Source organism: Citrobacter sp. Cpo061, from assembly GCF_030332845.1.
Taxonomy (GTDB): Bacteria; Pseudomonadota; Gammaproteobacteria; order Enterobacterales; family Enterobacteriaceae; genus Citrobacter; species Citrobacter portucalensis.
On the sequence record NZ_JAOWHB010000054.1, the window covers coordinates 145,616 to 171,819 of the forward strand.

At 52.5% G+C, this 26,204-nt stretch carries 26 protein-coding genes; 19 read left to right on the forward strand and 7 right to left on the reverse strand.

Going from position 1 to position 26,204, the window contains the following annotated elements; genetic code table 11:
- Positions 1-364 precede the first annotated feature (364 nt).
- From aqpZ to OGX97_RS20925, 5 genes are all read left to right on the forward strand, one after another.
- Positions 365-1,060 (forward strand): aquaporin Z, encoded by a 696-nt coding sequence (gene aqpZ / locus OGX97_RS20905; RefSeq protein WP_003840208.1) that lies wholly within the window; start codon positions 365-367, stop codon positions 1,058-1,060.
- Between the two features lie 268 nt (positions 1,061-1,328).
- Complete coding sequence (locus OGX97_RS20910) at positions 1,329-2,228, forward strand: lysine exporter LysO family protein (RefSeq protein WP_279850754.1); 900 nt, start codon at positions 1,329-1,331, stop codon at positions 2,226-2,228.
- A gap of 155 nt (positions 2,229-2,383) precedes the next feature.
- Entirely contained in the window at positions 2,384-4,036 is a 1,653-nt protein-coding gene (hcp, locus tag OGX97_RS20915; protein ID WP_008785224.1) for a hydroxylamine reductase, read from the forward strand.
- A 10-nt stretch (positions 4,037-4,046) separates the two neighbouring features.
- A complete protein-coding gene (gene hcr, locus OGX97_RS20920; protein WP_235127182.1) occupies positions 4,047-5,015 on the forward strand; it encodes an NADH oxidoreductase in 969 nt (322 codons plus the stop codon).
- Positions 5,016-5,194: 179 nt separating this feature from the next.
- On the forward strand, positions 5,195-6,811 hold the full coding sequence (locus OGX97_RS20925; protein WP_235127181.1) for an FAD-NAD(P)-binding protein: 1,617 nt from the start codon (positions 5,195-5,197) through the stop codon (positions 6,809-6,811).
- A 69-nt stretch (positions 6,812-6,880) separates the two neighbouring features.
- Here the strand turns inward: OGX97_RS20925 and OGX97_RS20930 are convergent, their stop codons facing one another.
- The gene (locus OGX97_RS20930) at positions 6,881-7,315 is read right to left on the reverse strand and encodes a DoxX family protein (RefSeq protein WP_257119506.1); all 435 of its coding nucleotides are present in this window, start codon (positions 7,313-7,315) and stop codon (positions 6,881-6,883) included.
- Between the two features lie 153 nt (positions 7,316-7,468).
- On the opposite strand from OGX97_RS20930, the gene poxB reads away from it, so the two are divergent.
- From poxB to OGX97_RS20950, 4 genes are all read left to right on the forward strand, one after another.
- Positions 7,469-9,187 (forward strand): ubiquinone-dependent pyruvate dehydrogenase, encoded by a 1,719-nt coding sequence (poxB, locus tag OGX97_RS20935; RefSeq protein WP_032943955.1) that lies wholly within the window; start codon positions 7,469-7,471, stop codon positions 9,185-9,187.
- A 155-nt stretch (positions 9,188-9,342) separates the two neighbouring features.
- A complete protein-coding gene (ltaE, locus tag OGX97_RS20940; protein ID WP_048234951.1) occupies positions 9,343-10,344 on the forward strand; it encodes a low-specificity L-threonine aldolase in 1,002 nt (333 codons plus the stop codon).
- A gap of 10 nt (positions 10,345-10,354) precedes the next feature.
- A complete protein-coding gene (locus OGX97_RS20945) occupies positions 10,355-11,785 on the forward strand; it encodes an SDR family oxidoreductase (RefSeq protein ID WP_048216410.1) in 1,431 nt (476 codons plus the stop codon).
- Positions 11,786-11,882: 97 nt separating this feature from the next.
- Entirely contained in the window at positions 11,883-12,896 is a 1,014-nt protein-coding gene (locus OGX97_RS20950; protein ID WP_060683559.1) for an NAD-dependent epimerase/dehydratase family protein, read from the forward strand.
- 88 nt (positions 12,897-12,984) lie between these two features.
- Here OGX97_RS20950 and OGX97_RS20955 read toward each other — a convergent pair whose 3' ends face one another.
- The 4 genes from OGX97_RS20955 to cspG form a co-directional block, all read right to left on the reverse strand.
- Positions 12,985-13,815: an N-acetylmuramoyl-L-alanine amidase gene (locus OGX97_RS20955; RefSeq protein WP_235127178.1), complete on the reverse strand. Its 831-nt coding sequence runs from the start codon at positions 13,813-13,815 to the stop codon at positions 12,985-12,987.
- Positions 13,812-14,135 carry a heavy metal-binding domain-containing protein gene (locus OGX97_RS20960; RefSeq protein ID WP_001160725.1) on the reverse strand — a complete coding sequence of 108 codons (324 nt, stop codon included), beginning with the start codon at positions 14,133-14,135 and terminating at the stop codon, positions 13,812-13,814. Before OGX97_RS20960 ends, OGX97_RS20955 begins: the two co-directional genes overlap by 4 nt.
- Before the next feature lie 204 nt (positions 14,136-14,339).
- Entirely contained in the window at positions 14,340-14,528 is a 189-nt protein-coding gene (gene ymcF / locus OGX97_RS20965) for a cold shock small protein YmcF (RefSeq protein ID WP_235127593.1), read from the reverse strand.
- A 10-nt stretch (positions 14,529-14,538) separates the two neighbouring features.
- Positions 14,539-14,751 carry a cold shock protein CspG gene (gene cspG, locus OGX97_RS20970; protein ID WP_020996661.1) on the reverse strand — a complete coding sequence of 71 codons (213 nt, stop codon included), beginning with the start codon at positions 14,749-14,751 and terminating at the stop codon, positions 14,539-14,541.
- 520 nt (positions 14,752-15,271) lie between these two features.
- Here cspG and OGX97_RS20975 point away from each other — a divergent pair.
- The 7 genes from OGX97_RS20975 to yegS all read left to right on the forward strand — a co-directional run bounded on the left by OGX97_RS20975 (position 15,272) and on the right by yegS (position 20,906).
- Positions 15,272-15,787: a lipoprotein gene (locus OGX97_RS20975; protein WP_003834409.1), complete on the forward strand. Its 516-nt coding sequence runs from the start codon at positions 15,272-15,274 to the stop codon at positions 15,785-15,787.
- Between the two features lie 225 nt (positions 15,788-16,012).
- Complete coding sequence (artP, locus tag OGX97_RS20980) at positions 16,013-16,741, forward strand: arginine ABC transporter ATP-binding protein ArtP (RefSeq protein WP_003027295.1); 729 nt, start codon at positions 16,013-16,015, stop codon at positions 16,739-16,741.
- Between the two features lie 16 nt (positions 16,742-16,757).
- Entirely contained in the window at positions 16,758-17,489 is a 732-nt protein-coding gene (gene artI / locus OGX97_RS20985; protein WP_003027298.1) for an arginine ABC transporter substrate-binding protein ArtI, read from the forward strand.
- 6 nt (positions 17,490-17,495) lie between these two features.
- Complete coding sequence (gene artQ / locus OGX97_RS20990; protein ID WP_003027301.1) at positions 17,496-18,212, forward strand: arginine ABC transporter permease ArtQ; 717 nt, start codon at positions 17,496-17,498, stop codon at positions 18,210-18,212.
- Positions 18,212-18,880, forward strand: a complete 669-nt coding sequence (gene artM, locus OGX97_RS20995) for an arginine ABC transporter permease ArtM (RefSeq protein WP_003840185.1) — start codon at positions 18,212-18,214, stop codon at positions 18,878-18,880. The genes artQ and artM overlap by 1 nt, the downstream gene beginning before the upstream one ends.
- 263 nt (positions 18,881-19,143) lie before the next feature.
- Complete coding sequence (gene artJ, locus OGX97_RS21000; protein ID WP_279850752.1) at positions 19,144-19,875, forward strand: arginine ABC transporter substrate-binding protein ArtJ; 732 nt, start codon at positions 19,144-19,146, stop codon at positions 19,873-19,875.
- A 131-nt stretch (positions 19,876-20,006) separates the two neighbouring features.
- On the forward strand, positions 20,007-20,906 hold the full coding sequence (yegS, locus tag OGX97_RS21005) for a lipid kinase YegS (protein ID WP_048215937.1): 900 nt from the start codon (positions 20,007-20,009) through the stop codon (positions 20,904-20,906).
- A gap of 20 nt (positions 20,907-20,926) precedes the next feature.
- Here the strand turns inward: yegS and fbaB are convergent, their stop codons facing one another.
- Positions 20,927-21,979 (reverse strand): class I fructose-bisphosphate aldolase, encoded by a 1,053-nt coding sequence (fbaB, locus tag OGX97_RS21010; RefSeq protein ID WP_003834421.1) that lies wholly within the window; start codon positions 21,977-21,979, stop codon positions 20,927-20,929.
- A gap of 252 nt (positions 21,980-22,231) precedes the next feature.
- Here fbaB and OGX97_RS21015 point away from each other — a divergent pair, with 252 nt between their 5' ends.
- Genes OGX97_RS21015 through OGX97_RS21025 form a run of 3 tightly spaced genes read left to right on the forward strand, consistent with a single transcriptional unit; the run spans position 22,232 to position 25,472 of the window.
- Positions 22,232-23,509: a nucleoside permease gene (locus tag OGX97_RS21015; RefSeq protein WP_071444791.1), complete on the forward strand. Its 1,278-nt coding sequence runs from the start codon at positions 22,232-22,234 to the stop codon at positions 23,507-23,509.
- Positions 23,506-24,510, forward strand: a complete 1,005-nt coding sequence (locus tag OGX97_RS21020; protein WP_128612002.1) for an ADP-ribosylglycohydrolase family protein — start codon at positions 23,506-23,508, stop codon at positions 24,508-24,510. Before OGX97_RS21015 ends, OGX97_RS21020 begins: the two co-directional genes overlap by 4 nt.
- Positions 24,507-25,472 (forward strand): PfkB family carbohydrate kinase, encoded by a 966-nt coding sequence (locus OGX97_RS21025; RefSeq protein ID WP_235127173.1) that lies wholly within the window; start codon positions 24,507-24,509, stop codon positions 25,470-25,472. Before OGX97_RS21020 ends, OGX97_RS21025 begins: the two co-directional genes overlap by 4 nt.
- Here OGX97_RS21025 and OGX97_RS21030 read toward each other — a convergent pair.
- The gene (locus OGX97_RS21030) at positions 25,446-26,192 is read right to left on the reverse strand and encodes a GntR family transcriptional regulator (protein ID WP_003834430.1); all 747 of its coding nucleotides are present in this window, start codon (positions 26,190-26,192) and stop codon (positions 25,446-25,448) included. The two genes, OGX97_RS21025 and OGX97_RS21030, sit on opposite strands and share 27 nt — an antisense overlap.
- Between the last annotated feature and the right edge of the window lie 12 nt (positions 26,193-26,204).

Here is a 26,204-nt window from a genome sequence, read left to right on the forward strand (position 1 = left end):
CCGGAAATGCTAACTTTTTCCTTCAAGTTATCAGGAGTATAACGGCAAGCGGGCGCTCAGGACACCCGATATCAATCTGGTGTGAATCGCAAAAGCAAAAAAAATAAGAATATTCTTCTTATGTTTTCTCCTGAATATAATTTCAGAACTTAATCATCGTCCTTTCGCTAATTGAACTATGCTTCATTCACCCAAGATTCAAAAAGGAATCGCAACATATTGCCTTAAATCAAATTTTTTCATCAATTTAACTGGCGAAGGGATGATATTTTTTTCTAAAATACCCGCTCTTTCATCATCGTCCCTTTTAGCGATGAATTACCGGGCAAGGAACACGAACCCGGAACTTTTAATTGAGGTGGTTATGTTCAGGAAATTAGCAGCTGAATTCTTCGGTACGTTTTGGCTCGTTTTTGGTGGGTGCGGTAGTGCAGTGCTGGCAGCCGCATTCCCGGAATTGGGAATTGGATTTGCCGGTGTCGCGCTGGCATTCGGCCTGACAGTATTAACCATGGCATTCGCTGTGGGTCATATTTCAGGTGGGCATTTTAACCCGGCGGTAACCTTCGGTTTATGGGCTGGCGGTCGTTTCCCGGCAAAAGATGTTATTGGTTACGTTATTGCTCAGGTTGTGGGCGGTATTGTTGCAGCTGCGGCACTGTATCTTATTGCCAGCGGTAAAGCAGGTTTTGATGCAACGGCCAGTGGTTTTGCTTCGAACGGCTTTGGTGAACATTCACCAGGCGGTTATTCCATGCTTTCTGCCGTCGTCATTGAAATTATTCTGACCGCAGGTTTCTTATTAGTGATCCACGGTGCGACCGATAAACATGCTCCGGCAGGTTTTGCACCTATCGCAATTGGTCTGGCGTTAACACTGATTCACTTGATCAGTATTCCGGTCACCAACACCTCCGTAAACCCGGCACGTAGTACCGCAGTAGCCATTTTCCAGGGCGGCTGGGCATTGCAACAATTGTGGTTCTTCTGGGTCATGCCGATTATCGGTGGGGTTCTCGGCGGTCTTATTTACCGCACCCTGCTGGAAAAACGCGATTAATCGCTAACAAAAAGGCCTGGCGAAAGTCAGGTCTTTTTGTTCCTCTCTATATTTCCTTTTATTTGCAACTTTACTCCCCTCTTTGCATTGAGTAGTGTGTGTACCCGTTATACTTCAAGTTGCAGATGTGTTGACTGCGCTCGCTCCCCCCAGTCACGTACTTATGTACGCTCCCGGGGATTCACTCCCTTGCCGCCTTCCTGCAACTTGAATTATTTAGGTTATAGTGACGCATTTCGTCTTACTTCTCAGCAAGGATCTGATTTTCATGTTTTCAGGGCTGTTAATCATTCTGGTTCCCCTTATTGTGGGCTACCTTATTCCGCTCCGGCACAGGACTGCATTACAACTTATCAATCGCCTGTTAAGCTGGATCGTCTACCTTATTCTCTTTTTTATGGGTATTAGCCTGGCGTTTCTGGATAATCTCGCCAGCAACCTGTTAGCCATTCTTCATTATTCTGCGGTCAGCGTGACGGTCATTATACTGTGTAATATTGCGGCGCTGTTCTGGCTGGAGCGTTCGCTGCCCTGGAGACACAACCACAAGCAAGAAAAGCTCCCCTCGCGAATTGCAATGGCGCTTGAGTCGCTTCAGCTTTGCGGCGTCGTCGTCGTCGGTTTCCTGCTCGGCCTCACTGGGCTTCCCATTCTGCAGCATGCCACCGAAGCCAGCGAATATACGTTAATCTTTTTACTGTTCCTGGTGGGGATTCAACTGCGCAATAGCGGCATGACCTTAAAGCAAATTGTGTTGAACCGTCGGGGGATGATCGTGGCCGTCGTCGTCGTCGCCAGTTCGATGCTGGCGGGGGTTATCAATGCCTTGATCCTCGGTCTACCGCTGAAAACCGCGCTGGCGATGACATCAGGTTTTGGCTGGTATTCCCTGTCCGGTATTCTGTTAACCGAATCGTTCGGGCCCGTAATTGGTAGTGCCGCCTTCTTTAACGACCTGGCCCGTGAGCTGATCGCCATTATGTTGATTCCAGGAATGGTGGGCCGCAGCCGCTCTACCGCGCTGGGATTATGCGGCGCGACATCAATGGATTTCACCCTGCCCGTTTTACAACGCAGCGGCGGTCTGGAAATGGTCCCGGCAGCCATCGTCCACGGCTTTATTCTGAGTCTGTTAGTGCCTCTGCTGATGGCGTTTTTCTCCGCCTGACGCCGGAACAAATACCTCTCTGGCGGTAGTCAGCTACCGCCAAAATTGCGCTAAATCAATCTCCCTGCAAGTAGTAGTAGAAATCCCTTTTATCCCTTCGCGCACAGGCATAATCTTAAACATGTATATTAAATATAACTTTAAAAGGTGTGACCATGTTTTGTGTGCAATGTGAACAAACCATCCGTACTCCGGCAGGAAACGGCTGCTCTTACGCGCAGGGTATGTGCGGTAAAACGGCTGAGACCTCCGATTTGCAGGATCTGCTGATTGCTTCCCTACAAGGTCTGTCTGCATGGGCTGTTAAAGCACGTGAATACGGCATCATCGACCATGAGGTTGATAACTTTGCGCCGCGTGCGTTCTTCTCCACGCTGACTAACGTTAACTTCGATTCCCCGCGTATTGTTGGCTATGCCCGTGAAGCTATCGCCATGCGCGACGCCCTGAAAGCGCAATGCCTGAACATCGACGCGAACGCAGCGGTCACCAACCCGATGGCCGATCTGCAACTGGTCAGCGACGATCTGGGTGACCTGCAACGTCAGGCCGCTGAATTTACCCCGAACAAAGACAAAGCAGCCATTGGCGAGAACATTCTCGGCCTGCGTCTGCTGTGTCTGTACGGCCTGAAAGGTGCGGCAGCTTACATGGAGCACGCGCACGTTCTCGGTCAGTACGACAACGAAATCTACGCTCAGTACCACAAAATCATGGCGTGGCTGGGTACCTGGCCTGCCGATATGAACGCTCTGCTGGAGTGTTCAATGGAAATCGGCCAGATGAACTTCAAAGTGATGAGCATTCTGGACGCCGGTGAAACCACCAAATACGGTCACCCAACCCCGACTCAGGTCAACGTAAAAGCGACCGAAGGTAAGTGCATCCTGATCTCCGGTCACGACCTGAAAGATCTGTACAACCTGCTGGAGCAGACCGAAGGTACCGGTGTTAACGTTTATACCCACGGTGAAATGCTGCCGGCGCACGGCTACCCGGAACTGCGTAAGTTCAAGCACCTGATCGGTAACTACGGCAGCGGCTGGCAGAACCAGCAGGTAGAGTTTGCCCGCTTCCCAGGTCCGATCGTCATGACCTCTAACTGCATCATCGACCCGACCGTTGGCGCGTACGACGACCGTATCTGGACCCGTAGCATCGTCGGTTGGCCGGGTGTGAGCCACCTCGAAGGCGACAACTTCGGTCCGGTTATCGCTCAGGCACAGCAGATGGCTGGCTTCCCGTACAGCGAAATCCCGCACCTTATCACCGTAGGTTTCGGTCGTCAGACCCTGCTGGGCGCTGCTGATACCCTGATCGACCTGGTGAGCCGCGAAAAACTGCGTCACATCTTCCTGGTTGGCGGTTGTGACGGTGCACGTGGTGAACGTAACTACTTCACCGACTTCGCCACCAGCGTGCCGGATGACTGCCTGATCCTGACCCTTGCTTGCGGTAAATACCGCTTCAACAAACTGGAGTTCGGAGATATCGAAGGCCTGCCGCGTCTGGTGGATGCTGGTCAGTGTAACGATGCTTACTCTGCCATCATCCTGGCGGTAACCCTGGCTGAGAAACTGGGCTGTGGCGTGAACGATCTGCCGCTGTCTCTGGTGCTCTCCTGGTTCGAACAGAAAGCGATTGTTATTCTGCTGACCCTGCTGTCTCTGGGCGTGAAAAACATCGTCACTGGCCCGACTGCACCTGGTTTCTTCACACCGGATCTGCTGGCAGTTCTCAACGAGAAATTTGGTCTGCGTTCCGTGACCACCGTTGAAGAAGACATGAAGCAACTGCTGAGCGCGTAAGGAGTAAAGAATGACAATGCCAACTCATCAGTGCCCATGGCGGATGCAGGTTCACCACATCCATCAGGAAACGCCGGATGTATGGACAATTTCGTTGCTATGCCACGATTATTATCCTTACCGCGCCGGGCAATATGCACTGGTCAGCGTACGTAATTCAGCGGATACACTGCGTGCTTACACCATTTCTTCAACGCCGGGCGTTAACGAGTACATCACGTTGACCATCCGCCGGATTGACGATGGCGCAGGTTCACAGTGGCTAACCCGCGACGTGAAGCGCGGCGACTATATCTGGCTGTCGGATGCAATGGGTGAGTTCACCTGTGAAGATAAAGCGGAAGACAAGTTCCTGATGCTGGCCGCCGGCTGTGGTGTCACGCCAATCATGTCAATGCGTCGCTGGTTGGCAAAGTACCGCCCACAAGCGGATGTACAGGTAATCTTTAACGTTCGCTCGCCGCAAGATGTCATTTTTGCCGACGAGTGGCGCGAATATCCGGTGACATTAGTTGCTGAAAACAATGCCACAGAAGGTTTTGTTTCCGGCCGACTGACGACTGAACTGCTGAAAAGCGTACCGGATCTGACCTCGCGTACCGTGATGACCTGTGGCCCGGCACCTTATATGGATCTGGTCGAGAAAGAAGTCAAAGCGCTGGGTGTGACGCGCTTCTTTAAAGAGCAGTTCTTCACACCTGTTGCCGAAGCCGCCACCAGTGGCCTGAAGTTTACCAAGCTACAGCCGGCGAAAGAGTTCTACGCGCCGGTGGGCAGTACGCTGCTGGAAGCGCTGGAAAGCAACAAGGTTCCGGTTGTCGCCGCATGCCGTGCAGGTGTTTGCGGCTGCTGCAAAACCAAAGTGGTTGACGGTAACTACACGATCAGCAGCACCATGACGCTGACCGACGCAGAAATCGCTGAAGGTTATGTGCTGGCTTGTTCCTGTCATCCGCAGGGTGATTTAGTGCTGGCGTAATTGGCCGGTATCTGATGTGCAAAAGGCCGCCTGGCTGTACCGGGTGGCCTTTTTTTATGCTGTCAGGCGTTGCAAAATTCTGATGTTTTCACTCTCCCCGCAAATTATCGACCACACTTACCCTGCGCAGATTAAACATAATCCCTGACTACCACGTCGAACTTTCTACAAGGATCCCCATGAAAAAAGTGGCCATTGTCGGCGTCGGTCCCACCGGGATTTATACATTTCATGCCCTGGTTGAGCGCGGTGAACCGCTGGAAATAGAGCTTTACGAGCAAGCTGAAGAGGCGGGCGTTGGCATGCCTTACAATAGCGACAACAACGCAGACCACATGCTGGCAAATATAGCCAGCATTGAGATCCCGCCGATCTATATCAGTTATCTGACGTGGCTTCAGAATCAAAGTGATGACTATCTGGCCCAGTTTCAAATTGAACGCACCTCTTTGCATGAGCGGCAATTTTTGCCCCGCGTGATCCTCGGCGACTATTATCGCAATCGTTTTTTAGCCATTGTCGAGAAAGCGCAACAAGCCGGTTTCACGATTCGCATACATGAATCAAGCGAAGTCACCGACCTGCGAGCAGACCCGAATGGGGTTTCTTTGTGGATCAACCACGCGTCACAACCCGTTGAGGTGGATTTCGCCGCTATCGCCACTGGTCATCTGTGGCCTGAAACGGATGCTCAGGAACGCAAATTTTTCCCAAGTCCGTGGACCGGTCTGATGGACGCGCAGATTGGTGCTTGCCGGGTAGGGATTCTGGGCACCTCATTAAGTGCTATCGACGCCGCGATGGCTGTGGCCAGTCAGCATGGCACCTTCACTACCAATACCGACCATTCACTGCAATTTACACCTAAATCCGACAGTCAAAACCTGAAACTAACCCTGATGTCGCGCAGCGGGGTACTGCCTGAAGCGGATTTTTACTGCCCCCTTCCGTATGAATCGCTGAATATCGCGACGCCAGAAGCAATTGAAGATGCCATTGCCTATGGACAAAACGGATTACTGGACCGCATCTTTCAGCTTATGGTGCAACAACTGCAAGACGCAGCGCCAGGCTGGTGCCAACAGGTGGCGCTTGCGACGCTTAACGCCGACACGTTCCCCGAAGTCTATTTCGCCGACAGGCTCAGACATGACCCTTTTGACTGGGCGAGACGTAACCTGGTAGAAGTTGAGCGCAACAAGCAGAAACAACATACCGTCGCCTGGCGCTATACCTTGCTGCGCCTGCACGAGGTTATCGAGGAGATAGTCCCTCATCTTGATACCCGCGACGAAAAACGTTTCAGGTACGGACTGGCGCGGGTATTTATTGATAACTATGCGGCAATCCCGTCAGAGTCAGTTCGCCGACTGCTGGCGCTGCACGAAGCCGGGCTGATTGAGATCCTCGCGCTCGGCACAGATTATGAGCGCATGAATGAACAGGAAATGACGGTAATTTCCCACCACGGTCAGCGCTGCGAATTTGATGTGTTTATTGACGCCCGAGGACAACGGGCATTGCAGAACAAAGATATCCCGTTCCCAACACTACGCGATCAACTGCTGGCCTGTGGCGATGAGATCCCGGATATCGGCGAAGATTACACGCTGCAAGCGCCGGAAAACGCCCGCAATCGCATCGCTTTTGGCGGGCTGCCGTGGTTGATGCACGATCGTCCGTTTATTCAGGGACTGGTGGTCAGCGCTGAAATAGGCGCCGCGATGGCAAGGGCATTGACGCAGCGAGCGCTGAGACGTCGGCACAAACTATGGAACAGTGACGACATAGAGTAGCGACAAATTGAACGACGAGGCGGAGCAATGCTACGCTTTCCCGCCTCGGTATAGACTCTCAGATGGTAACTATCGCCAGGCAGAATTCCCGGCAACGGAGTAACGCCCCGCCCCCAAAAACGCCACGGCCAGCGCGCCGATAAAGAAATAAACCAGACTTTCAATCGCCCATGCACCGGTTTTATCCAGTGTCCAGGTTTCACCCATCCCGACCATCAGCCATGCAACAACCATCGTAAACGCCAGCCCTAACGCCGCCGGACGCGTCAGGATGCCAAGAATAATCAGGCACGGTGCCACAACCTCTCCCAACAGAACGCCATACGCAATAAAGCCTGGGAAACCTTTCGCTATCAACATACCGCTGATGCCATCAATACCCGCAAAGAGTTTATGCAGCCCATGAAACAGCATCAGCCCACCGACGGCAAAGCGTAACAATAACTTGCCAAAATCTTCGTGAGTCAGTACTCGGTTAACTGAATTTAATAGTTTTGTAACCATTTGAATTTATTCCTTGTTTCACCATGTCCAATAACAAACTACGCTTAATACAGGTTAAATGAAACCTGCCGGAAATAAGGGGGAAATGAGAAGCATAACTATTATCTTCATCTAAACTTGTAACCGGTATCACATTAGAGGAGAAGGAAAACCATGAAACAAACGGTTGCCGCTTTTATTGCTAAAACACTCGAACAGGCTGGCGTAAAACGCATTTGGGGTGTAACGGGTGACTCACTTAATGGTCTGAGTGACAGTCTGAATCGTATGGGAACAATTGACTGGATGCCAACCCGTCATGAAGAGGTTGCAGCCTTCGCTGCGGGCGCTGAAGCGCAGTTGACGGGCGAACTGGCCGTCTGCGCAGGCTCGTGCGGGCCAGGCAACCTGCACCTGATCAACGGGCTGTTTGATTGTCACCGTAACCACGTCCCGGTACTGGCAATCGCCGCGCATATTCCCTCCAGTGAAATAGGCAGCGGTTATTTTCAGGAGACCCACCCGCAAGAGTTGTTCCGCGAATGTAGCCACTATTGCGAGCTGGTTTCCAGCCCAGAACAAATCCCACAGGTGCTGGCAATTGCCATGCGTAAGGCGGTGCTCAACCGTGGCGTTTCCGTGGTGGTTTTACCCGGTGACGTGGCGCTAAAACCTGCACCTGAAAGCGCCACCACGCACTGGTATCATGCGCCGCTCCCGGTGGTGACTCCACAAGAAGAAGAGCTGAGAAAACTGGCGCAACTGCTGCGCTACTCCAGCAATATCGCCCTGATGTGCGGTAGTGGCTGCGCCGGTGCGCATAAAGAACTGGTTGAGTTTGCGGCTAAAATCAAAGCGCCGATTGTTCACGCCCTGCGTGGTAAAGAGCATGTTGAGTACGATAACCCCTATGACGTGGGTATGACCGGGCTGATTGGCTTTTCATCCGGCTTCCATACCATGATGAATGCCGACACGCTGATCCTGCTTGGCACTCAGTTCCCCTATCGCCCGTTCTACCCCACCGACGCCAAAATTATTCAGATTGATATCAATCCGGCGAGCATTGGCGCGCACAGTAAAGTGGATATGGCGCTGGTAGGCGATATTAAATCCACTCTCCGTGCCCTACTGCCTCTGGTGGAAGAGAAAACCGAGCGGCAGTTCCTGGACAAAGCGCTGGAGCACTATCGCGAGGCGCGCAAAGGGCTGGATGATTTAGCCAAACCCAGCGATAAAGCCATTCACCCGCAGTATCTGGCGCAACAGATCAGCCACTTTGCCGCTGACGATGCAATCTTTACCTGCGACGTTGGTACGCCAACGGTGTGGGCAGCACGCTATCTGAAAATGAACGGCAAACGTCGCCTGCTCGGATCGTTTAACCACGGGTCGATGGCGAATGCCATGCCGCAGGCACTCGGTGCACAAGCCACCGAACCAGGACGCCAGGTTGTGGCAATGTGCGGTGACGGCGGCTTTAGCATGCTGATGGGAGATTTTCTGTCGGTTGTCCAGATGAAGCTGCCGGTGAAGATTATTGTCTTCAACAACAGCGTACTGGGATTTGTCGCAATGGAGATGAAAGCGGGCGGTTATCTGACCGACGGCACCGAACTGCACGACACCAACTTCGCACGGATTGCCGAAGCCTGTGGCATTACAGGCATTCGCGTGGAAAAATCCTCAGAGGTTGATGAAGCGCTACAAAGGGCGATGTCGATTGACGGCCCGGTGCTGGTCGATGTGGTCGTGGCGAAAGAAGAGCTGGCGATCCCGCCGCAGATCAAACTCGAACAGGCCAAAGGTTTTAGCCTGTATATGCTGCGTGCAATCATCAGTGGACGCGGTGATGAAGTGATCGAACTGGCGAAAACGAACTGGCTCAGGTAAAACATCCTTATTAAATCACACACAAAATCATTCATGATGCATCAAGGCGGCTAGCCCGAAAATCCCCAGGAGCATAGGTATACTATGTGACTGGGGTTTAAGGGTGCGGCCAACGCCGAGGCAGCCTGAAGGATGAAGTGTAATAAGGAGACACCATGATTGATTTACGCAGTGATACCGTCACCCGGCCGAGTCGCGCCATGCTGGAAGAGATGATGGCAGCCCCGGTCGGGGATGACGTGTATGGAGACGACCCTACCGTTAACGCCCTCCAGCAATACGCCGCAGAGCTTTCTGGTAAAGAAGCCGCTATTTTCTTACCTACCGGTACTCAGGCTAACCTGGTGGCGCTGCTCAGCCATTGTCAGCGTGGCGAAGAGTACATTGCCGGCCAGGGCGCGCATAACTATCTCTACGAAGCAGGTGGCGCAGCGGTGCTCGGTAGCATTCAACCGCAACCTATCGACGCCGCACCGGATGGCTCCCTGCCTCTGGACAAAGTAGCTGCAAAAATCAAAGTGGACGATATCCATTTTGCCCGCACCCGCTTGCTCAGCCTGGAAAATACCCACAACGGCAAAGTGCTGCCGCGCGAGTATCTGAAAGACGCCTGGGAATTCACCCGTGAGCGTAATCTTGCCCTGCACGTCGACGGCGCACGTATTTTTAACGCCATCGTCGCCTACGGCTGTGAACTTAAAGATGTCACGCAATACTGTGATTCGTTCACCATTTGCCTCTCCAAAGGCCTCGGTACCCCCGTTGGTTCACTGCTGGTCGGCAGCCACGAGTACATCAAACGCGCTATTCGCTGGCGCAAAATGACCGGCGGCGGAATGCGTCAGGCCGGTATTCTGGCAGCGGCCGGGCTGTATGCGCTGAAAAATAACGTGGCGCGTTTGCAGGAAGATCATGACAACGCCGCCTGGATGGCGGAGCAGCTGCGCGAAGCAGGGGCGGACGTCATGCGCCACGACACCAACATGCTGTTTGTTCGCGTTGGCGAAGAGCACGCTACCGCGCTGGGCGAGTATATGAAAGCGCAAGGTGTGCTGATTAACGCCTCCCCGATTGTGCGCCTGGTGATGCACCTGGACGTATCACGTGAACAACTTGCTGAAGTCGTCGCCCACTGGCGCGCTTTTTTAACCCAATAAGGAGATGGGCGTGCCGCAACGGATTTTGGTTCTTGGCGCCAGTGGCTACATTGGTCAGCATTTGGTACAGGCGCTCAGTCAGCAAGGGCACCAGGTGTTGGCTGCGGCACGTCGCATTGAACGGCTGGAAAAGCAGCAACTGGCCAATGTCAGTTGCCACAAGGTCGATTTGAATTGGCCAGATAACCTCACCCCGCTGCTGACGGGTGTTGATACGGTTTATTATCTGGTTCATGGTATGGGCGAAGGCGGTGATTTTATCGCCCACGAACGTCAGGTCGCGATGAACGTGCGCGATGCGCTGCGTAATACGCCAGTTAAACAGCTTATTTTCCTGAGCTCATTGCAGGCTCCCCGGCATGAACAATCCGATCATCTGCGTGCACGACAGATAACCGCGGACACCTTGCGCGAGTCAGGCGTGCCAATGACGGAATTGCGCGCGGGCATTATCGTGGGAGCGGGTTCCGCTGCCTTTGAAGTCATGCGCGATATGGTTTACAACCTGCCGGTTCTCACCCCTCCACGCTGGGTACGCTCGCGTACCACGCCTATCGCGCTGGAGAATTTAATGTACTATCTGGTGGCATTGTTGGAAAATCCCACACCACATCACCGCGTCCTCGAAGCCGCCGGGCCGCAGGTGTTGAGCTATCAGGAACAGTTCGAGCATTTTATGGCGGTCAGCGGTAAACATCGCCTGCTCATCCCCATCCCCTTTCCTACCCGCTGGATTTCGGTCTGGTTTTTAAACGTCATTACGTCAGTGCCGCCAACCACGGCCAAAGCGCTGATCCAGGGCTTAAAACACGACCTGCTGGCCGATGACACCGAATTACGTGCGCTGATCCCTCAAAAACTGATTGCCTTTGATGACGCGGTGCGCAGCACGTTGAAGGAAGAAGAGAAGCTGGTCAACTCCAGCGACTGGGGTTACGACGCACAGGCGTTTGCCCGCTGGCGTCCAGAATATGGCTATTTCGCCAAACAAGCTGGCTTTAGCGTTGAAACCTCTGCCAGCACAAAAGCGCTGTGGCAGGTTGTGAATCGACTCGGCGGCAAAGAAGGCTATTTCTTTGGCAATATTCTATGGAAGACGCGCGCGGCGTTGGACCTGCTGGTCGGCCATAAGCTGGCAAAAGGTCGTCCCGAACACCCACTATTGCAAGTTGGCGACACCGTTGATAGCTGGAAAGTCATCATCGTTGAGCCGGAGAAACAGCTGACGCTGCTGTTTGGGATGAAAGCGCCGGGACTGGGTCGCCTGAGCTTCACACTGGAAGATAAAGGCGATCACCGACGCATTGATGTACGCGCGTGGTGGCATCCGCACGGTATGCCTGGCCTCTTCTACTGGCTGTTGATGATCCCCGCCCACCTGTTCATTTTCAGGGGGATGGCGAAGCGTATAGCCAAACTTGCAGAACAAATCACAGACTAATGATAAAAAGAGCCTGTATTCTTTCATGTTTCCCATTGCATACAGGCGTAATTCACGGAAGAATGCGCACGACGTTTTTTAAACACAGTGGATTGATATGAAGGTACTGGTTACCGGAGCCACCAGCGGCTTGGGCCGAAACGCGGTTGAGTTTTTATGCAGCAAAGGCGTCAGCGTCAGAGCCACCGGTCGCAACGAAGCGATGGGCAAGCTGCTGGAGAAAATGGGCGCAGAGTTTGTGCATGCGGATTTGACCGAGCTGGTTTCTTCGCAGGCAAAAGTGATGCTGGCCGGCATTGACACGCTGTGGCACTGCTCCAGTTTCACCTCTCCATGGGGAACTCAGGAAGCTTTTGATCTGGCCAACGTTCGTGCTACCCGCCGTCTGGGCGAGTGGGCCGTAGCCTGGGGCGTACGTAACTTTATTCATATCTCCTCTCCGTCGCTGTATTTTGATTATCACCATCATCGCGATATCAAAGAAGACTTCCGTCCCCATCGCTTCGCCAACGAATTCGCCCGCAGCAAAGCGGCTGGTGAAGAGGTGATTGCGCTGCTCGCCCAGGCCAACCCGCAGACTCGCTTTACTGTCTTGCGCCCACAAAGCTTGTTCGGACCTCACGATAAAGTCTTTATTCCCCGCCTCGCCCATATGATGTACCACTACGGCAGCATCCTGTTGCCGCACGGCGGGAGTGCGCTGGTGGATATGACCTATTACGAGAACGCGGTTCACGCGATGTGGCTGGCGAGTCAGCAAGCCTGCGATAAGCTGCCGTCGGGTCGTGCGTACAATATAACCAACGGTGAACATCGCACCCTGCGCAGTATTGTGCAGAAACTTATCGACGAGCTGAATATTGATTGCCGTATCCGCTCTGTGCCCTACCCGATGCTGGACATGATTGCCCGCAGCATGGAGCGCTTAGGCAATAAATCGGCGAAAGAGCCAAAGCTTACGCATTACGGCGTTTCGAAGCTGAATTTTGACTTTACGCTGGATACCAGCCGCGCCCAGGAAGAGTTAGGTTATCAGCCCGTTGTGACGCTGGATGAAGGGATTGAGCGTACCGCGGCCTGGCTGCGCGACCACGGTAAGCTGCCGCGTTAGGCTGATAGCCATTGCAGGGTGGCGGAAAAACCTGCCAAATTAACCGTAGGCCTGATAAGCGAAGCGCCATCAGGCATTGGTGTCTGCGTTAACCCTGCCCGTATTTCTCCAGTAACGCTTCGGCAATCGCCTGCGTTTCCGCGTCCGCCACGCCATTCCACAACGTCGGGCGGAAGTGCATCTGGAACGCCATAATCACCCGCTGCTGTTCACGCGGCGTCATCTCGGGTTTTACCTCATAGCCATAGCGTGACAGCAGATCGAGCAATGACGCAGTTTCTACCGGCGTATGGGGCGCTCGTCCGGCGAGATAAAATGCCACACGCTGAGCATCCGGCCATGCGCCAATGCCCTGAGCGGCCAGTGCTTGCCACGGAAACAGCGGACCGGGATCGTCCTTACGCTGCGGCGCAATGTCTGCATGAGCCACCACGTTTTGCGGTTTTATGTCGTAGCGGGCGATGATATCTTTCGCCAATGGGATTAACGCCTGAATCTGCGCGGGCTCAAACGGCGCAAAATACTTGCTGCCCGCTGATTTTTGCCAGCCGCGGTTTTCCAGCTCAATACCAATTGAGGTATCGTTAATACGCGTAGCACCGCGCCAGAAGCTAATCCCCGCATGCCAGGCCAGATCTTTTTCCGGCACCAGTTGCCAGATACGCGGTTTACCATGGTAAAGCGGCGGCACTGCGGGGATCAAATAGTGTGAACTGACGTTTTTATCGGTCAGCGTAGCCAGGGAAGAGTAAAAATCATCGGCCGTGTAATGGATAACCAGTACTTTAATGCGCGGATAAGCAGCCTGGGCCTGACGGCGGGTATCTAACTGATACCCGTCTTTGTCGACAATCCCTTTTTCGCCAGCACATCCCACCAGCAACAGCGTAAATGCCAGCAGACACAACAGACGTTTCATCGGCGAGTTTTCACCGCGGTACCGCTGACGCTCACCATCAGCATGCTACCGTCTTTGCCTACGGTTTCGTAATCGATATCGATACCGACCACCGCATCAGCACCCAGCGCTTTCGCCTGTTCGCCCAGCTCCTGAAAAGCAATTTCACGCGCTTTACGCAGCTCTTTTTCATACGCGCCGGAGCGACCGCCGACAATATCGCGAATACCGGCAAAAAAATCGCGGAAGATATTCGCGCCTAAAATGGCTTCACCGGTAACAACACCGCAGTACTCCACGATGCTCTGTCCTTCCAGCGTAGGGGTTGTCGAAAACTGCATCATTAATCTCCTTTTTGCGCTAAGAGCACGACCTCAAAAGCATTATCAAACCAATACACTATGACACTCAAAGGAAAGCCCGCCAAATAAAACTGCTATCCTTGTTGATGTGTAGCGGTTTCAGGTGGTGCGTTTTTTATTTTTATTTGACTGTTATGCCGCCAGAAATAAAAAAGCCCCCAGATGTTTGGGGGCCTGAAGTTATTATTTTCTGAAATCTAATGGCGCCTGGCCGGACTGAATGTACATTGCTACGTTATCAAATGTAATCATTTTTGATTTACAAAAAATACATTTTGCCCCGAATGGATTTCCTTCAGTAACATCAAAGGTTGATGTTCTGCATTGGGAGCCATGGCAACATGGACAGCGAAAGTGAATATGATTAGTAATAATAGTTACCTCAAAGCGCCACAACATTAATTGCGGATGGACCTTTAGGTCCCTGCTCCACACCGAATTCGACTTTCTGGTTTTCATTCAGCGTCTTAAACTCATTACTTTGAATCGCTGAGAAATGGACAAAGACATCTTTGCTGCCATCTGCAGGCGTAATGAAGCCAAAACCTTTTTCAGGATTGAACCATTTAACTAAACCAGTCATTTTAGTAGACATATATTTATTCCTTAATTTGAGCCTTTCGGCAAGCTTGGTTTTTATGACAGAAACTTCGTAGTGCTTAATGAAGAGACTCAAAGAGGGGATAAACGGATTACACCTGAAAATGAGAACTGCTTGAGTAAACTACTTTGTATATCGTCTGTTATTCAAACCGACCGGATCATTAACGCACGGGCACCGAGATTAAGCAACTCTTATTTTAGCCATCCGGAGTCCCTTATAGCCAACAGCACGGCATGAATTTTGTTTAGCCAGGCGTAAAGCGCGGCAAATGGAACATGCAAATGCTCAGATGGTCTATACAGTATAAGAAGCATGAATGGCCGCCAACGCCCCGTTGCAGGTTGATATACTAAAGCTGAAGCTGGCAACGAGCGCCACCAACATACTTCAGGTGGGGTGTCCGCGAATTTGCTTTAGCAAAAACAATGTGTTAATCGATCATACAATCTTTAGTGAGACCGAATTGTTCATCGTAGAACACAATTAGTAGGAAGCTTATAAGGAAATCATTATGCGCTATTCGAAACTCTCTCTGCTGGTTCCATGTGCACTACTTCTCAGCGCCTGTACGACCGTGACGCCGGTCTATAAAGATAACGGCACGCGTAGTGGTTCATGCATAGAAGGTGGGCCAGACAGCGTGGCTCAACAATTCTATGATTACCGTATTCAGCATCGAAACAATGATATTACCGCCCTTCGTCCGTACCTGAGCGACAATCTGGCTAAACTGCTGACCGATGCCAGCCGTGATAATGCACACCGCGATCTGTTTAACAGCGATCCGTTCTCCAGTCGCGCTACGTTACCAGACAGCGCCAGTGTCGCCAGCGCATCGACTATTCCGAATAGTGATGCACGCAACATTCCACTGCGCGTAGAGCTGAAACAGGGTGACCAAAGCTGGCGTGATGAAGTGCTGATGATCCGTGAAGGTCAGTGCTGGGTCGTTGATGATGTACGCTATCTGGGCGGCAGCGTACACGCGCCAGCCGGGACGCTGCGCCAGTCTGTCGAAAACCGCTAACCGCCCCATTCACCCGCTTAAATCATAACCCCCATAAATTGTCTGGCATTCTGCATAGAATGCCGACATTTATTCTTGCCCACTGGTGGCCCCGCTATTTTGTGCTATGTTTAGAGAAGAATGCGGTTTGCATTTAACTTTTAACGCATAAATATTGCATAACTATTCTGTCAAAGGTAGTATCTGCGGCTTCAATAGCTATCAGACTGCCAGTATCGAGTGTCAATGAGTATTCAATTAAACGGCATTAACTGCTTCTACGGCGCACATCAGGCGCTGTTCGATATCACGCTGGATTGCCCTCAGGGTGAAACACTGGTGTTACTTGGCCCAAGTGGAGCCGGGAAAAGCTCGCTGCTGCGCGTACTCAACCTGCTTGAGATGCCGCGCTCGGGTACGCTCTCTATTGCAGGCAACCGTTTCGACTTCACGAAGACCCCGTCAGATAAAGCCATTCGGGATCTGCGTCAGAACGTGGGCATGGTCTTTCAGCAATATAATCTCTGGCCGCATCTCACGGTTGTGCAGAACCTGATTGAAGCGCCCTGCCGTGTGCTCGGTCTGACAAAAGAGCAGGCAATGGCGCGCGCCGAGAAACTGCTGGAACGTCTGCGCCTCAAGCCTTACAGCGATCGTTACCCATTACATCTTTCCGGTGGACAGCAACAGCGTGTAGCCATTGCCCGCGCGTTGATGATGGAGCCGCAGGTGCTGCTGTTTGATGAACCGACCGCCGCGCTTGACCCGGAAATTACCGCCCAAATCGTCAGCATCATTCGCGAACTGGCGGAAACCAACATTACTCAGGTGATCGTCACCCACGAAGTGGAAGTTGCACGTAAAACGGCCAGTCGTGTGGTGTATATGGAAAACGGTCATATCGTCGAGTTTGGGGATGCGAGCTGCTTTGCCAACCCGCAAACCGAAGCGTTTAAAAACTATCTTTCTCACTAAGATTCGGGACAATACAATGAAAAAAGTTCTGATTGCCGCGCTAATCGCAGGTTTTAGTCTTTCCGCTACCGCAGCCCAAACCATTCGTTTCGCCACCGAAGCGTCTTATCCTCCGTTTGAATCTATCGATGCGAATAACAAGATCGTAGGTTTTGACGTTGATCTGGCAAACGCGCTGTGTAAAGAGATTGACGCTACTTGTACCTTCACCAATCAGGCCTTCGACAGCCTGATCCCAAGCCTGAAATTCCGTCGTTTTGACGCGGTAATGGCCGGTATGGACATCACCCCAGAGCGTGAAAAACAGGTGCTGTTCACCACCCCTTACTACGACAACTCTGCGCTGTTTGTGGGCCAGCAGGGTAAATACACCAGCATTGACCAGCTGAAAGGTAAAAAAGTCGGCGTTCAAAACGGTACTACGCACCAGAAATTCATCATGGATAAACATCCGGAAGTGACCACTGTGCCGTATGACAGCTACCAGAATGCCAAACTCGATCTGCAAAATGGTCGTATTGACGGCGTCTTTGGTGATACCGCAGTAGTAACCGAGTGGCTGAAAGACAATCCTAAGCTTGCCGCGGTTGGTGACAAAGTGACGGATAAAGATTACTTCGGTACCGGTCTGGGCATTGCTGTGCGCCAGGGCAATACCGAGCTACAGCAGAAATTTAACGCTGCGCTGGAAAAAGTGAAGAAAGATGGGACTTACGAGACCATCTACAACAAATGGTTCCAGAAGTAATATTTGATGAATGAATTTTTTCCTTTAGCAAGCGCCGCCGGGATGACCGTCGGCCTTGCCGTTTGTGCGCTGATCATTGGCCTTGCGCTCGCCATGTTTTTTGCCGTCTGGGAGTCAGTAAAATGGCGCCCGGTGGCATGGGCGGGCTCGGCCCTGGTCACCATCCTGCGCGGTCTGCCAGAAATTCTGGTGGTTCTGTTTATCTATTTCGGCTCCTCACAGCTGCTGCTGACGCTGGCCGATGGCTTTACGATCAATCTCGGGTTTGTACAAATCCCGGTTCAGATGCAGATCGAAAACTTCGACGTCAGCCCGTTCCTGTGCGGTGTCATTGCACTGTCATTACTGTACGCCGCTTACGCGTCGCAAACGCTGCGTGGCGCGCTGAAGGCCGTGCCACTCGGACAATGGGAATCAGGTCAGGCGTTGGGTTTGTCTAAAGCTGCGATCTTCTTTCGTCTGGTGATGCCGCAGATGTGGCGTCATGCCTTACCGGGACTGGGTAACCAGTGGCTGGTATTGCTGAAAGATACCGCGCTGGTCAGCCTTATCAGCGTGAACGATCTGATGCTGCAAACGAAGAGTATTGCCACCCGCACCCAGGAGCCGTTTACCTGGTACATTGTGGCGGCCGCTATTTATCTGGTGATTACGCTGGTGAGTCAGTACATTCTCAAACGCATTGACCTGCGCGCGACACGTTTTGAGCGGAGACCAGGCTGATGCTTGAGTATTTACCTGAATTGTTGAAAGGGCTGCATACCAGCCTGACGCTGACGGTCGCCTCCATCGTGGTTGCTCTGGTGCTGGCGCTGATCTTCACCGTCATCCTGACGCTGAAAACGCCGGTGCTGGTGTGGCTGGTTCGCGCTTATATCACGCTGTTTACCGGTACACCGCTGCTGGTGCAAATCTTCCTGATCTACTACGGACCAGGACAGTTTCCGGCATTGCAAGAATATCCGGTACTGTGGCATCTGCTCTCTGAACCCTGGTTATGCGCCTTAATTGCGCTGTCGTTAAACAGTGCGGCCTACACTACGCAACTGTTCTACGGCGCTATCCGTGCAATCCCGGAAGGCCAGTGGCAGTCCTGCGGAGCGTTAGGGATGAGCAAAAAGGATACGCTGGCGATTCTGTTGCCGTACGCCTTTAAACGCGCCCTCTCCTCGTATTCCAACGAAGTGGTGCTGGTATTTAAAAGTACCTCACTGGCTTACACTATCACGCTGATGGAAGTCATGGGCTATAGCCAGCTGCTGTACGGTCGTACTTATGACGTTATGGTCTTCGGTGCGGCAGGTGTGATTTATCTGATCGTCAACGGTTTGCTGACGCTGATGATGCGCTTAATCGAACGTAAAGCGCTGGCGTTTGAACACCGGAATTAAGCATATGCCTGATGGCGCTACGCTTATCAGGCCTACGGTTCATGCACCTTTTGTAGGCCGGATAAGGTGCTAGCACCGCCATCCGGCAAATATGCATAAAGCAAAATAATGAAGACGGACAACAACCTAAATTGTCCGTCTTTTTTTATATCAGAAAAAAAATACTTAATCATTTTTATTGCATATAAATTCATTAAATGGCATTGTTACTCCACGCCGCAGACACGGTAATAATCATAAGATTGACAGACGGGAGTTCCACCATGAAAAAGTTAGTACTGGCCGCATTACTTGCTACTTTCGCCGCTGGCGCCTCAGCTGCTGATAAAATTAGTTTCGGTGTATCAGCCACGTATCCGCCATTTGAATCACTGGACGCGAGCAATAAAATTGTCGGTTTTGACATCGACCTGGCAACGGCGCTGTGCAAACAAATGCAGGCAGAATGTACTTTCACCAATCACGCTTTCGACAGCCTGATCCCCGCGCTGAAATTCAAGAAATATGATGCGGTAATTTCCGGAATGGATATCACACCTGAGCGTAGCAAGCAGGTTGCATTTACTCAGCCTTACTATGCCAACTCCGCGCTGGTGATTGCGAAAAAAGACACCTATAAAACCTTTGCCGACCTGAAAGGTAAGCGAATCGGTATGGAAAACGGCACCACCCATCAGAAATACCTGCAGGACAAACATCCTGAGGTGAAAACCGTGGCCTACGATAGCTATCAGAATGCGATTATCGACCTGAAAAATGGCCGTATTGATGGCGTATTTGGCGATACCGCTGTGGTTAACGAATGGCTGAAAACCAACCCGCAGTTAGGCGTAGCCACTGACAAAGTAACCGATCCGCAATACTTCGGTACTGGCCTTGGCATCGCGGTTCGCCCGGATAACAAAGCCCTGCTGGAAAAACTGAACAGCGCGCTGGCGGCAATCAAAACTGACGGCACGTACCAGAAAATCAGCGATCAGTGGTTCCCGCAGTAACGTCTGCCCAATCTGAAAAGCCGCGCTCTGCGGCTTTTTTTATCTCTTCGCCTGCGCTTTCAGTCAGTTCTTACGCCATAAACGCTTTCCTGGCATACACTTGTTAAAACGAAAAAAAGTGAGGCAAACGGATGATAGCGTTCCCTGCCAGTTTACTGATCCTCAATGGAAAAAGTGCTGATAATCTCCCCCTGCGTGATGCCATTGCGAAGCTTCGCGATGAAGGCGTGGAAATCCATGTTCGCGTGACCTGGGAAAAAGGCGATGCACAACGCTACGTTGATGAAGCTCGTCAGCTAGGCGTTGCTACGGTGATAGCCGGCGGCGGTGACGGCACCATCAACGAAGTTTCGACAGCGCTGATTCAGTCGCAGGGTGGCAATATTCCAGCGCTGGGTATTTTACCGTTGGGAACGGCGAATGACTTTGCCACCAGTGTTGGTATACCCGACGACCTTGATAAGGCGTTAAAGCTGGCTATCGCTGCAAATGCGACTGCGATCGATATGGTGCAGGTCAACGATAAAACCTGTTTTATCAACATGGCGACCGGGGGATTTGGCACGCGCATCACCACCGAAACGCCGGAAAAACTCAAGGCCGCACTGGGCGGTGTATCGTATTTTATTCACGGATTAATGCGCATGGATACGCTCAAGCCCGACATCTGTGACATTCGTGGGGAGGATTTTCACTGGCAGGGTAAGGCGCTGGTGATTGGTATCGGTAACGGTCGCCAGGCCGGTGGTGGGCAACAGCTTTGCCCGACGGCGCTGATCAACGACGGCCTGCTGCAACTGCGCATTTTTACCGGCGAGGAACTACTGCCAGGACTGCTTTCGGCGTTAACGCAATCCGAAGACAACCCTAACATTATTGACGGCGCATCGTCGTGGTTTGATATCCGCGCCCCACACGAAATTACCTTTAATCTCGATGGTGAACCGCTCAGCGGACAAGAGTTTCATATTGAAATCCTGCCCGCTGCGCTACGTTGCAGACTGCCGCCGGGTTGTCCGCTGTTGCGCTAACCCAACAACAATCCGAGGGATCAGGCAATAGTGACTTTGCTGTCCAGATAAACGTCCTGTACGGCGTTAATCAACTTAACGCCGTCGGCCATGGTTTTCTTGAACGCTTTACGCCCCAGAATCAGCCCCATACCACCCGCACGTTTGTTAATCACCGCCGTACGCACTGCATCGCTCAGGTCGGTGTCGCCGCCGGCCGCCCCGCCAGAGTTAATTAACCCGGCACGTCCCATATAACAGTTCGCCAGTTGGTAACGCACCAGGTCAATTGGATTCTCGCTGGTCAACTTGGTATAGACGCGATCGTCGGTGTAGCCAAAATTAACCGCTTTATACCCGCCGTTATTTTCCGCCATTTTCTGCTTAACGATATCCGCTCCGATAGTGGCAGCCAGATGGTTAGCCTGCCCGGTAAGATCGGCGGAAACATGGTAATCCACGCCATCTTTTTTAAACGCGGAGTTACGCAGATACGCCCACAGCACGGTAACCATACCCAACTCATGGGCGCGCTCAAACGCTGCTGAAATCTCTTCAATCTGGCGGCGAGATTCCTCAGAACCGAAATAGATGGTTGCCCCTACGGCAACCGCACCCATATTGAACGCCTGCTCTACGCTGGCATACAGCGTCTGGTCAAAGGTATTCGGATAGCTGAGCGTTTCGTTGTGGTTAATTTTAACGAGGAACGGGATACGGTGCGCGTAGCGGCGGGAGACAGAAGCCAGCACACCGTAAGTCGATGCCACGCAGTTGCACCCTGCTTCGATAGCCAACTCCACAATATTCTTCGGATCAAAGTACAGCGGGTTAGCTGCAAACGAAGCCCCAGCAGAATGCTCTACCCCCTGATCCACCGGTAGGATCGACAGATACCCTGTCCCGGCAAGTCGCCCCGTGTTATACAGCGTCTGCATATTACGCAGCACGGCAGGCGGCCGGTTGTTATCCACCATCACGCGATCGACGTAATCATGTCCAGGCAGGTAAAGTTGGTCAGAAGGAATGGTCATACAACGATGCTGTAAAAGGCTGTCGGCATCTTTGCCAAGCAACTGCGCAATATCAGTCATAGCTATGCTCCCGTAAGTTCCGGTTTAAAACCGGAATATGGATTGTCCTGACCCGCCTTTTTGCGGGCAGCATTAAGCCTGGTACCGACTGCGCTTTTTTTCCATCTTTAGCGCACTTTTCAGCAACTTCTGCTGGCTCGATTCAGGAAAAAATAATGTTAAGACGGTCAAAGTTCAATCCCAAAGGTATTTTAAAGGTATTATTGAATGGTACTATCAGCGCGTACCTTACCTGTCATGAAGGATTTAAAGATGAAAACTACAGTTAAGCTGTCGTTCATGATGTTTGTAGAGTGGTTTATCTGGGGCGCCTGGTTTGTACCACTGTGGCTGTGGCTGAGTAAAAGTGGCTTTAGTGCCGGAGAGATCGGCTGGTCCTACGCCTGCACCGCCATTGCGGCGATCCTGTCGCCCATTCTGGTCGGTTCAATCACTGACCGCTTTTTCTCCGCGCAAAAAGTGCTGGCGGTGTTGATGTTCGTCGGCGCTATTCTGATGTACTTCGCCGCCCAGCAAACCACCTTTAGCGGATTCTTCCCTCTGTTACTGGCCTATTCGTTGACCTATATGCCGACGATTGCGCTGACCAACAGTATTGCTTTTGCCAACGTACCGGATGTTGAACGTGATTTCCCGCGCATCCGCGTGATGGGCACCATTGGCTGGATTGCCTCCGGTTTGGCCTGCGGTTTCTTACCGCAAATGCTTGGCTATAACGACATCTCACCGACCAATATTCCCCTGCTTATCACTGCCGGAAGCTCCGCATTGTTAGGCGTTTTTGCCTTCTTTTTACCGGATACGCCGCCAAAAAGTACCGGCAAAATGGATTTCAAAGTTATGCTGGGTCTGGATGCGCTTATCCTGCTGCGCGATAAGAACTTCCTCGTCTTCTTCTTTTGCTCTTTCCTGTTTGCGATGCCACTGGCGTTCTATTACATCTTCGCCAACGGCTACCTGACAGAAGTCGGAATGAAAAACGCCACCGGCTGGATGACACTGGGCCAATTCTCTGAAATCTTCTTCATGCTGGCGCTACCGTTTTTCACCAAACGCTTTGGCATTAAAAAGGTATTATTGCTTGGTCTTATTACTGCGGCGATCCGCTACGGATTTTTCGTTTACGGCGGTGCGGAAGAATATTTCACTTACGCCCTGCTGTTTCTCGGCATTCTGCTGCACGGCGTCAGTTACGACTTCTATTACGTCACGGCTTACATCTATGTCGATAAAAAAGCGCCGGTCCACATGCGCACCGCAGCGCAAGGGCTTATCACCCTCTGCTGTCAGGGGTTCGGCAGCCTGCTCGGTTACCGTCTGGGCGGCGTGATGATGGAAAAAATGTTTGCTTATCAGGAACCGGTTAATGGTCTCACCTTTAACTGGGCTGGCATGTGGGGATTTGGCGCGGTCATGATTGCCGTCATTGCCGTGATGTTTATGGTTTTCTTTCGCGAATCAGACAAAGAAATCACCGCCATTAAGGTGGACGATCGCGATGTAGCGTTGAAACAAGGGGAAGTAAAATGAAAGCAGAACGTATTCTCGGTGCTCTTTATGGGCAGGCGTTAGGGGATGCGATGGGCATGCCGTCGGAACTGTGGCCAAGAACCCGGGTAAAAGCACACTTCGGTTGGATCGACCGTTTTTTGCCCGGCCCTGCGGAAAATAATGCCGCCTGCTATTTTAACCAGGCGGAGTTCACTGATGACACGTCCATGGCACTGTGTCTGGCAGATGCCCTGCTTGAGTGCGACGGCGAAATTGTGCCAGACGTTATTGGTCGCAATATTCTGGCCTGGGCCGAGCAGTTTGATGCTTTTAATAAAAACGTGCTCGGCCCGACCTCGAAAATTGCGTTGAAAGCTATTCGTGACGGTAAACCGGTCGCCGAACTTGAAAACAACGGCGTGACCAATGGCGCGGCAATGCGCGTTTCCCCGCTGGGATGCCTGCTGCCCGCCCGCGATCTTGATGCCTTTATCGATGATGTGGCACTGGCCTCCAGCCCAACGCATAAATCGGATCTGGCTATCGCGGGAGCCGTTGTCGTCGCGTGGGCGGTATCGCGCGCCATCGACGGAGGAAAATGGTCAGAGATTGTCGACGCGCTACCTGCCATTGCCCTGCATGCGCAGCAAAAACGAATCACCACCTTTAGCGCATCGCTTTGTGCACGCCTTGAACTGGCGCTGAAAATCGTCCGTAACGCCGATGGCGTCGAGTCCGCCAGCGAGCAGTTGTATCAGGTTGTGGGGGCAGGAACCAGCACCATTGAGTCCGTTCCTTGCGCTATCGCCATGGTTGAGCTGGCACAGACCGATCCTAACCGCTGCGCCATTTTGTGCGCTAACCTCGGCGGCGATACCGACACCATCGGGGCGATGGCAACCGCCATTTGTGGTGCATTACATGGCGTGAGCGCGATCAACCCGGCATTGAAGCAGGAGTTGGACGCGGTGAATCAGCTGGACTTTACCCACTACGCCAACGGGTTAATGCGACTGCGCAAGCAGCGGGAGGCGCTATGAGCAACACGCATCTGCAACAACTTCTCTCGCAGTTACGTACACAGCGGCCAGTAACGGTGGTGGGTGCGGCGGTGATTGATGTCATTGCCGATGCGTATGCCCTCCCCTGGCGCGGCTGTGACATCGAGCTCAAGCAGCAAGGCGTGAACGTTGGCGGCTGCGCGCTCAATATTGCCGTAGCGCTCAAGCGTTTAGGTATCGACGCCAGTAATGCGTTACCGCTGGGTCAGGGGGTGTGGGCCGACATTATCCGCAACCGGATGGCAAAAGAGGGGCTGCACAGCTTAATCGACAACGCCGAAGGCGATAACGGCTGGTGTCTGGCGCTGGTAGAGCCGGATGGCGAGCGTACCTTTATGTCTTTTAGCGGCGTTGAGAATCAGTGGAATGCCGCCTGGCTGGCACAGCTGGATATCCCACGTCATAGCCTGGTGTATTTTTCGGGTTATCAGCTAGCGTCCCCGTGCGGTGAATTGCTGGTGCAGTGGCTGGAAGGTCTGGAAGAGGTGACACCATTTATCGATTTTGGCCCGCGCATCGGCGACATTCCCGAGCCCTTACTGGCAAGAATTATGGCCTGTCGTCCGCTGGTGTCACTTAATCGTCAGGAGGCGGAAATTGCTGCCGAGCGGTTTGCATTGAGTCAGGATGTGGAAGGTTTTGGCGCAGAATGGGGGCAGCGTTTCACCGCACCGGTGGTCGTGCGGCACGATAAAGACGGCGCATGGTATTTCAGCGCACAGACATCCGGCTGCGTACCGGCATTTGCAACGGCGGTCGTTGATACTATCGGCGCAGGCGACAGCCACGCTGGCGGCATGCTGGCCGGACTGGCGTCTGGCTGGACGCTGGCCGACTCAGTGTTGTTAGGTAACGCGGTGGCGTCCTGGGTAGTTGGGCATCGCGGCGGCGATTGCGCCCCGTCACGCGAGGAGCTACTCCTCGCACACAAAAACGTATAGATCGCTACGACAGTAACTGATGCTGTATTCAATAGGCCGTTGCTGCTGGTCAAGCGCTACCTGCTTGATCACCAGTACCGGCACTTTGCTATCCATTTGAATGTGCGCCTGAAACTCTGCGTCAGGCATTCTGGCACTAACACGTGAGCGCGTGCGCTGCGGGAAAATATGCTGGCTACGAAAATAGTCATACAGCGAAACACCAATGGCATCCACGTCATGAATTAGATGTGCGGGTACCCAGGACTCTTCAATAGAAACGGCATCTTCATCAACGTAGCGAATACGCTTGAGCAGGAAGACCTCACTCCCCACGGCGACAGCCAACTGCTGGGCCACCTCTTCCGGACAAGGCACAATGCGCTTGTTGACCCACAACGTATCCGGTTTTTTACCGCGCAACACCACCTGCTGAGAAAAACCGCGCGCTTCTTTGAGCGAGTACTCGAAGATATTGTTGATTTGCGTTCCGTAACCGCGGGCACGTGTTACTACACCTTCTTCTTCCAGGGCCTGCATCGCCTTGCGTACCGTAATCCGAGAAACGCCGGTCAACTGGCTGAGGTCGCGCTCGCCGGGCAGGATATTGCCGTGCTCCAGGATCCCACTGCGCACAGCATTCTTTACCGTCTGCGCAAATTTCATATACAGCGGCGTGTTATCCGCCGCTGAAATACGTTCATTCAGTTGTGCGATAAGCTGGGTATGCGCTTGTTCCATTTATCTTTTTCC

Bases quoted from the DNA above. Each gene is read 5' to 3' on its own strand.
- OGX97_RS20930 (WP_257119506.1), bottom strand. From the start codon at position 7,315: ATGGTTACAAAACTATTAAATTCAGTTAACCGAGTACTGACTCACGAA.
- fbaB (WP_003834421.1), bottom strand. From the start codon at position 21,979: ATGACTGATATTGCGCAGTTGCTTGGCAAAGATGCCGACAGCCTTTTA.
- OGX97_RS20910 (WP_279850754.1), top strand. From the start codon at position 1,329: ATGTTTTCAGGGCTGTTAATCATTCTGGTTCCCCTTATTGTGGGCTAC.
- OGX97_RS20925 (WP_235127181.1), top strand. From the start codon at position 5,195: ATGAAAAAAGTGGCCATTGTCGGCGTCGGTCCCACCGGGATTTATACA.
- OGX97_RS21020 (WP_128612002.1), top strand. From the start codon at position 23,506: ATGAAAGCAGAACGTATTCTCGGTGCTCTTTATGGGCAGGCGTTAGGG.
- artI (WP_003027298.1), top strand. From the start codon at position 16,758: ATGAAAAAAGTTCTGATTGCCGCGCTAATCGCAGGTTTTAGTCTTTCC.
- OGX97_RS20955 (WP_235127178.1), bottom strand. From the start codon at position 13,815: ATGAAACGTCTGTTGTGTCTGCTGGCATTTACGCTGTTGCTGGTGGGA.
- yegS (WP_048215937.1), top strand. From the start codon at position 20,007: ATGATAGCGTTCCCTGCCAGTTTACTGATCCTCAATGGAAAAAGTGCT.
- OGX97_RS21025 (WP_235127173.1), top strand. From the start codon at position 24,507: ATGAGCAACACGCATCTGCAACAACTTCTCTCGCAGTTACGTACACAG.
- ltaE (WP_048234951.1), top strand. From the start codon at position 9,343: ATGATTGATTTACGCAGTGATACCGTCACCCGGCCGAGTCGCGCCATG.
- artQ (WP_003027301.1), top strand. From the start codon at position 17,496: ATGAATGAATTTTTTCCTTTAGCAAGCGCCGCCGGGATGACCGTCGGC.
- OGX97_RS20950 (WP_060683559.1), top strand. From the start codon at position 11,883: ATGAAGGTACTGGTTACCGGAGCCACCAGCGGCTTGGGCCGAAACGCG.
- OGX97_RS20960 (WP_001160725.1), bottom strand. From the start codon at position 14,135: ATGCAGTTTTCGACAACCCCTACGCTGGAAGGACAGAGCATCGTGGAG.
- OGX97_RS20975 (WP_003834409.1), top strand. From the start codon at position 15,272: ATGCGCTATTCGAAACTCTCTCTGCTGGTTCCATGTGCACTACTTCTC.
- OGX97_RS21030 (WP_003834430.1), bottom strand. From the start codon at position 26,192: ATGGAACAAGCGCATACCCAGCTTATCGCACAACTGAATGAACGTATT.
- hcp (WP_008785224.1), top strand. From the start codon at position 2,384: ATGTTTTGTGTGCAATGTGAACAAACCATCCGTACTCCGGCAGGAAAC.
- artJ (WP_279850752.1), top strand. From the start codon at position 19,144: ATGAAAAAGTTAGTACTGGCCGCATTACTTGCTACTTTCGCCGCTGGC.
- cspG (WP_020996661.1), bottom strand. From the start codon at position 14,751: ATGTCTACTAAAATGACTGGTTTAGTTAAATGGTTCAATCCTGAAAAA.
- hcr (WP_235127182.1), top strand. From the start codon at position 4,047: ATGACAATGCCAACTCATCAGTGCCCATGGCGGATGCAGGTTCACCAC.
- OGX97_RS21015 (WP_071444791.1), top strand. From the start codon at position 22,232: ATGAAAACTACAGTTAAGCTGTCGTTCATGATGTTTGTAGAGTGGTTT.
- poxB (WP_032943955.1), top strand. From the start codon at position 7,469: ATGAAACAAACGGTTGCCGCTTTTATTGCTAAAACACTCGAACAGGCT.
- artM (WP_003840185.1), top strand. From the start codon at position 18,212: ATGCTTGAGTATTTACCTGAATTGTTGAAAGGGCTGCATACCAGCCTG.
- artP (WP_003027295.1), top strand. From the start codon at position 16,013: ATGAGTATTCAATTAAACGGCATTAACTGCTTCTACGGCGCACATCAG.
- aqpZ (WP_003840208.1), top strand. From the start codon at position 365: ATGTTCAGGAAATTAGCAGCTGAATTCTTCGGTACGTTTTGGCTCGTT.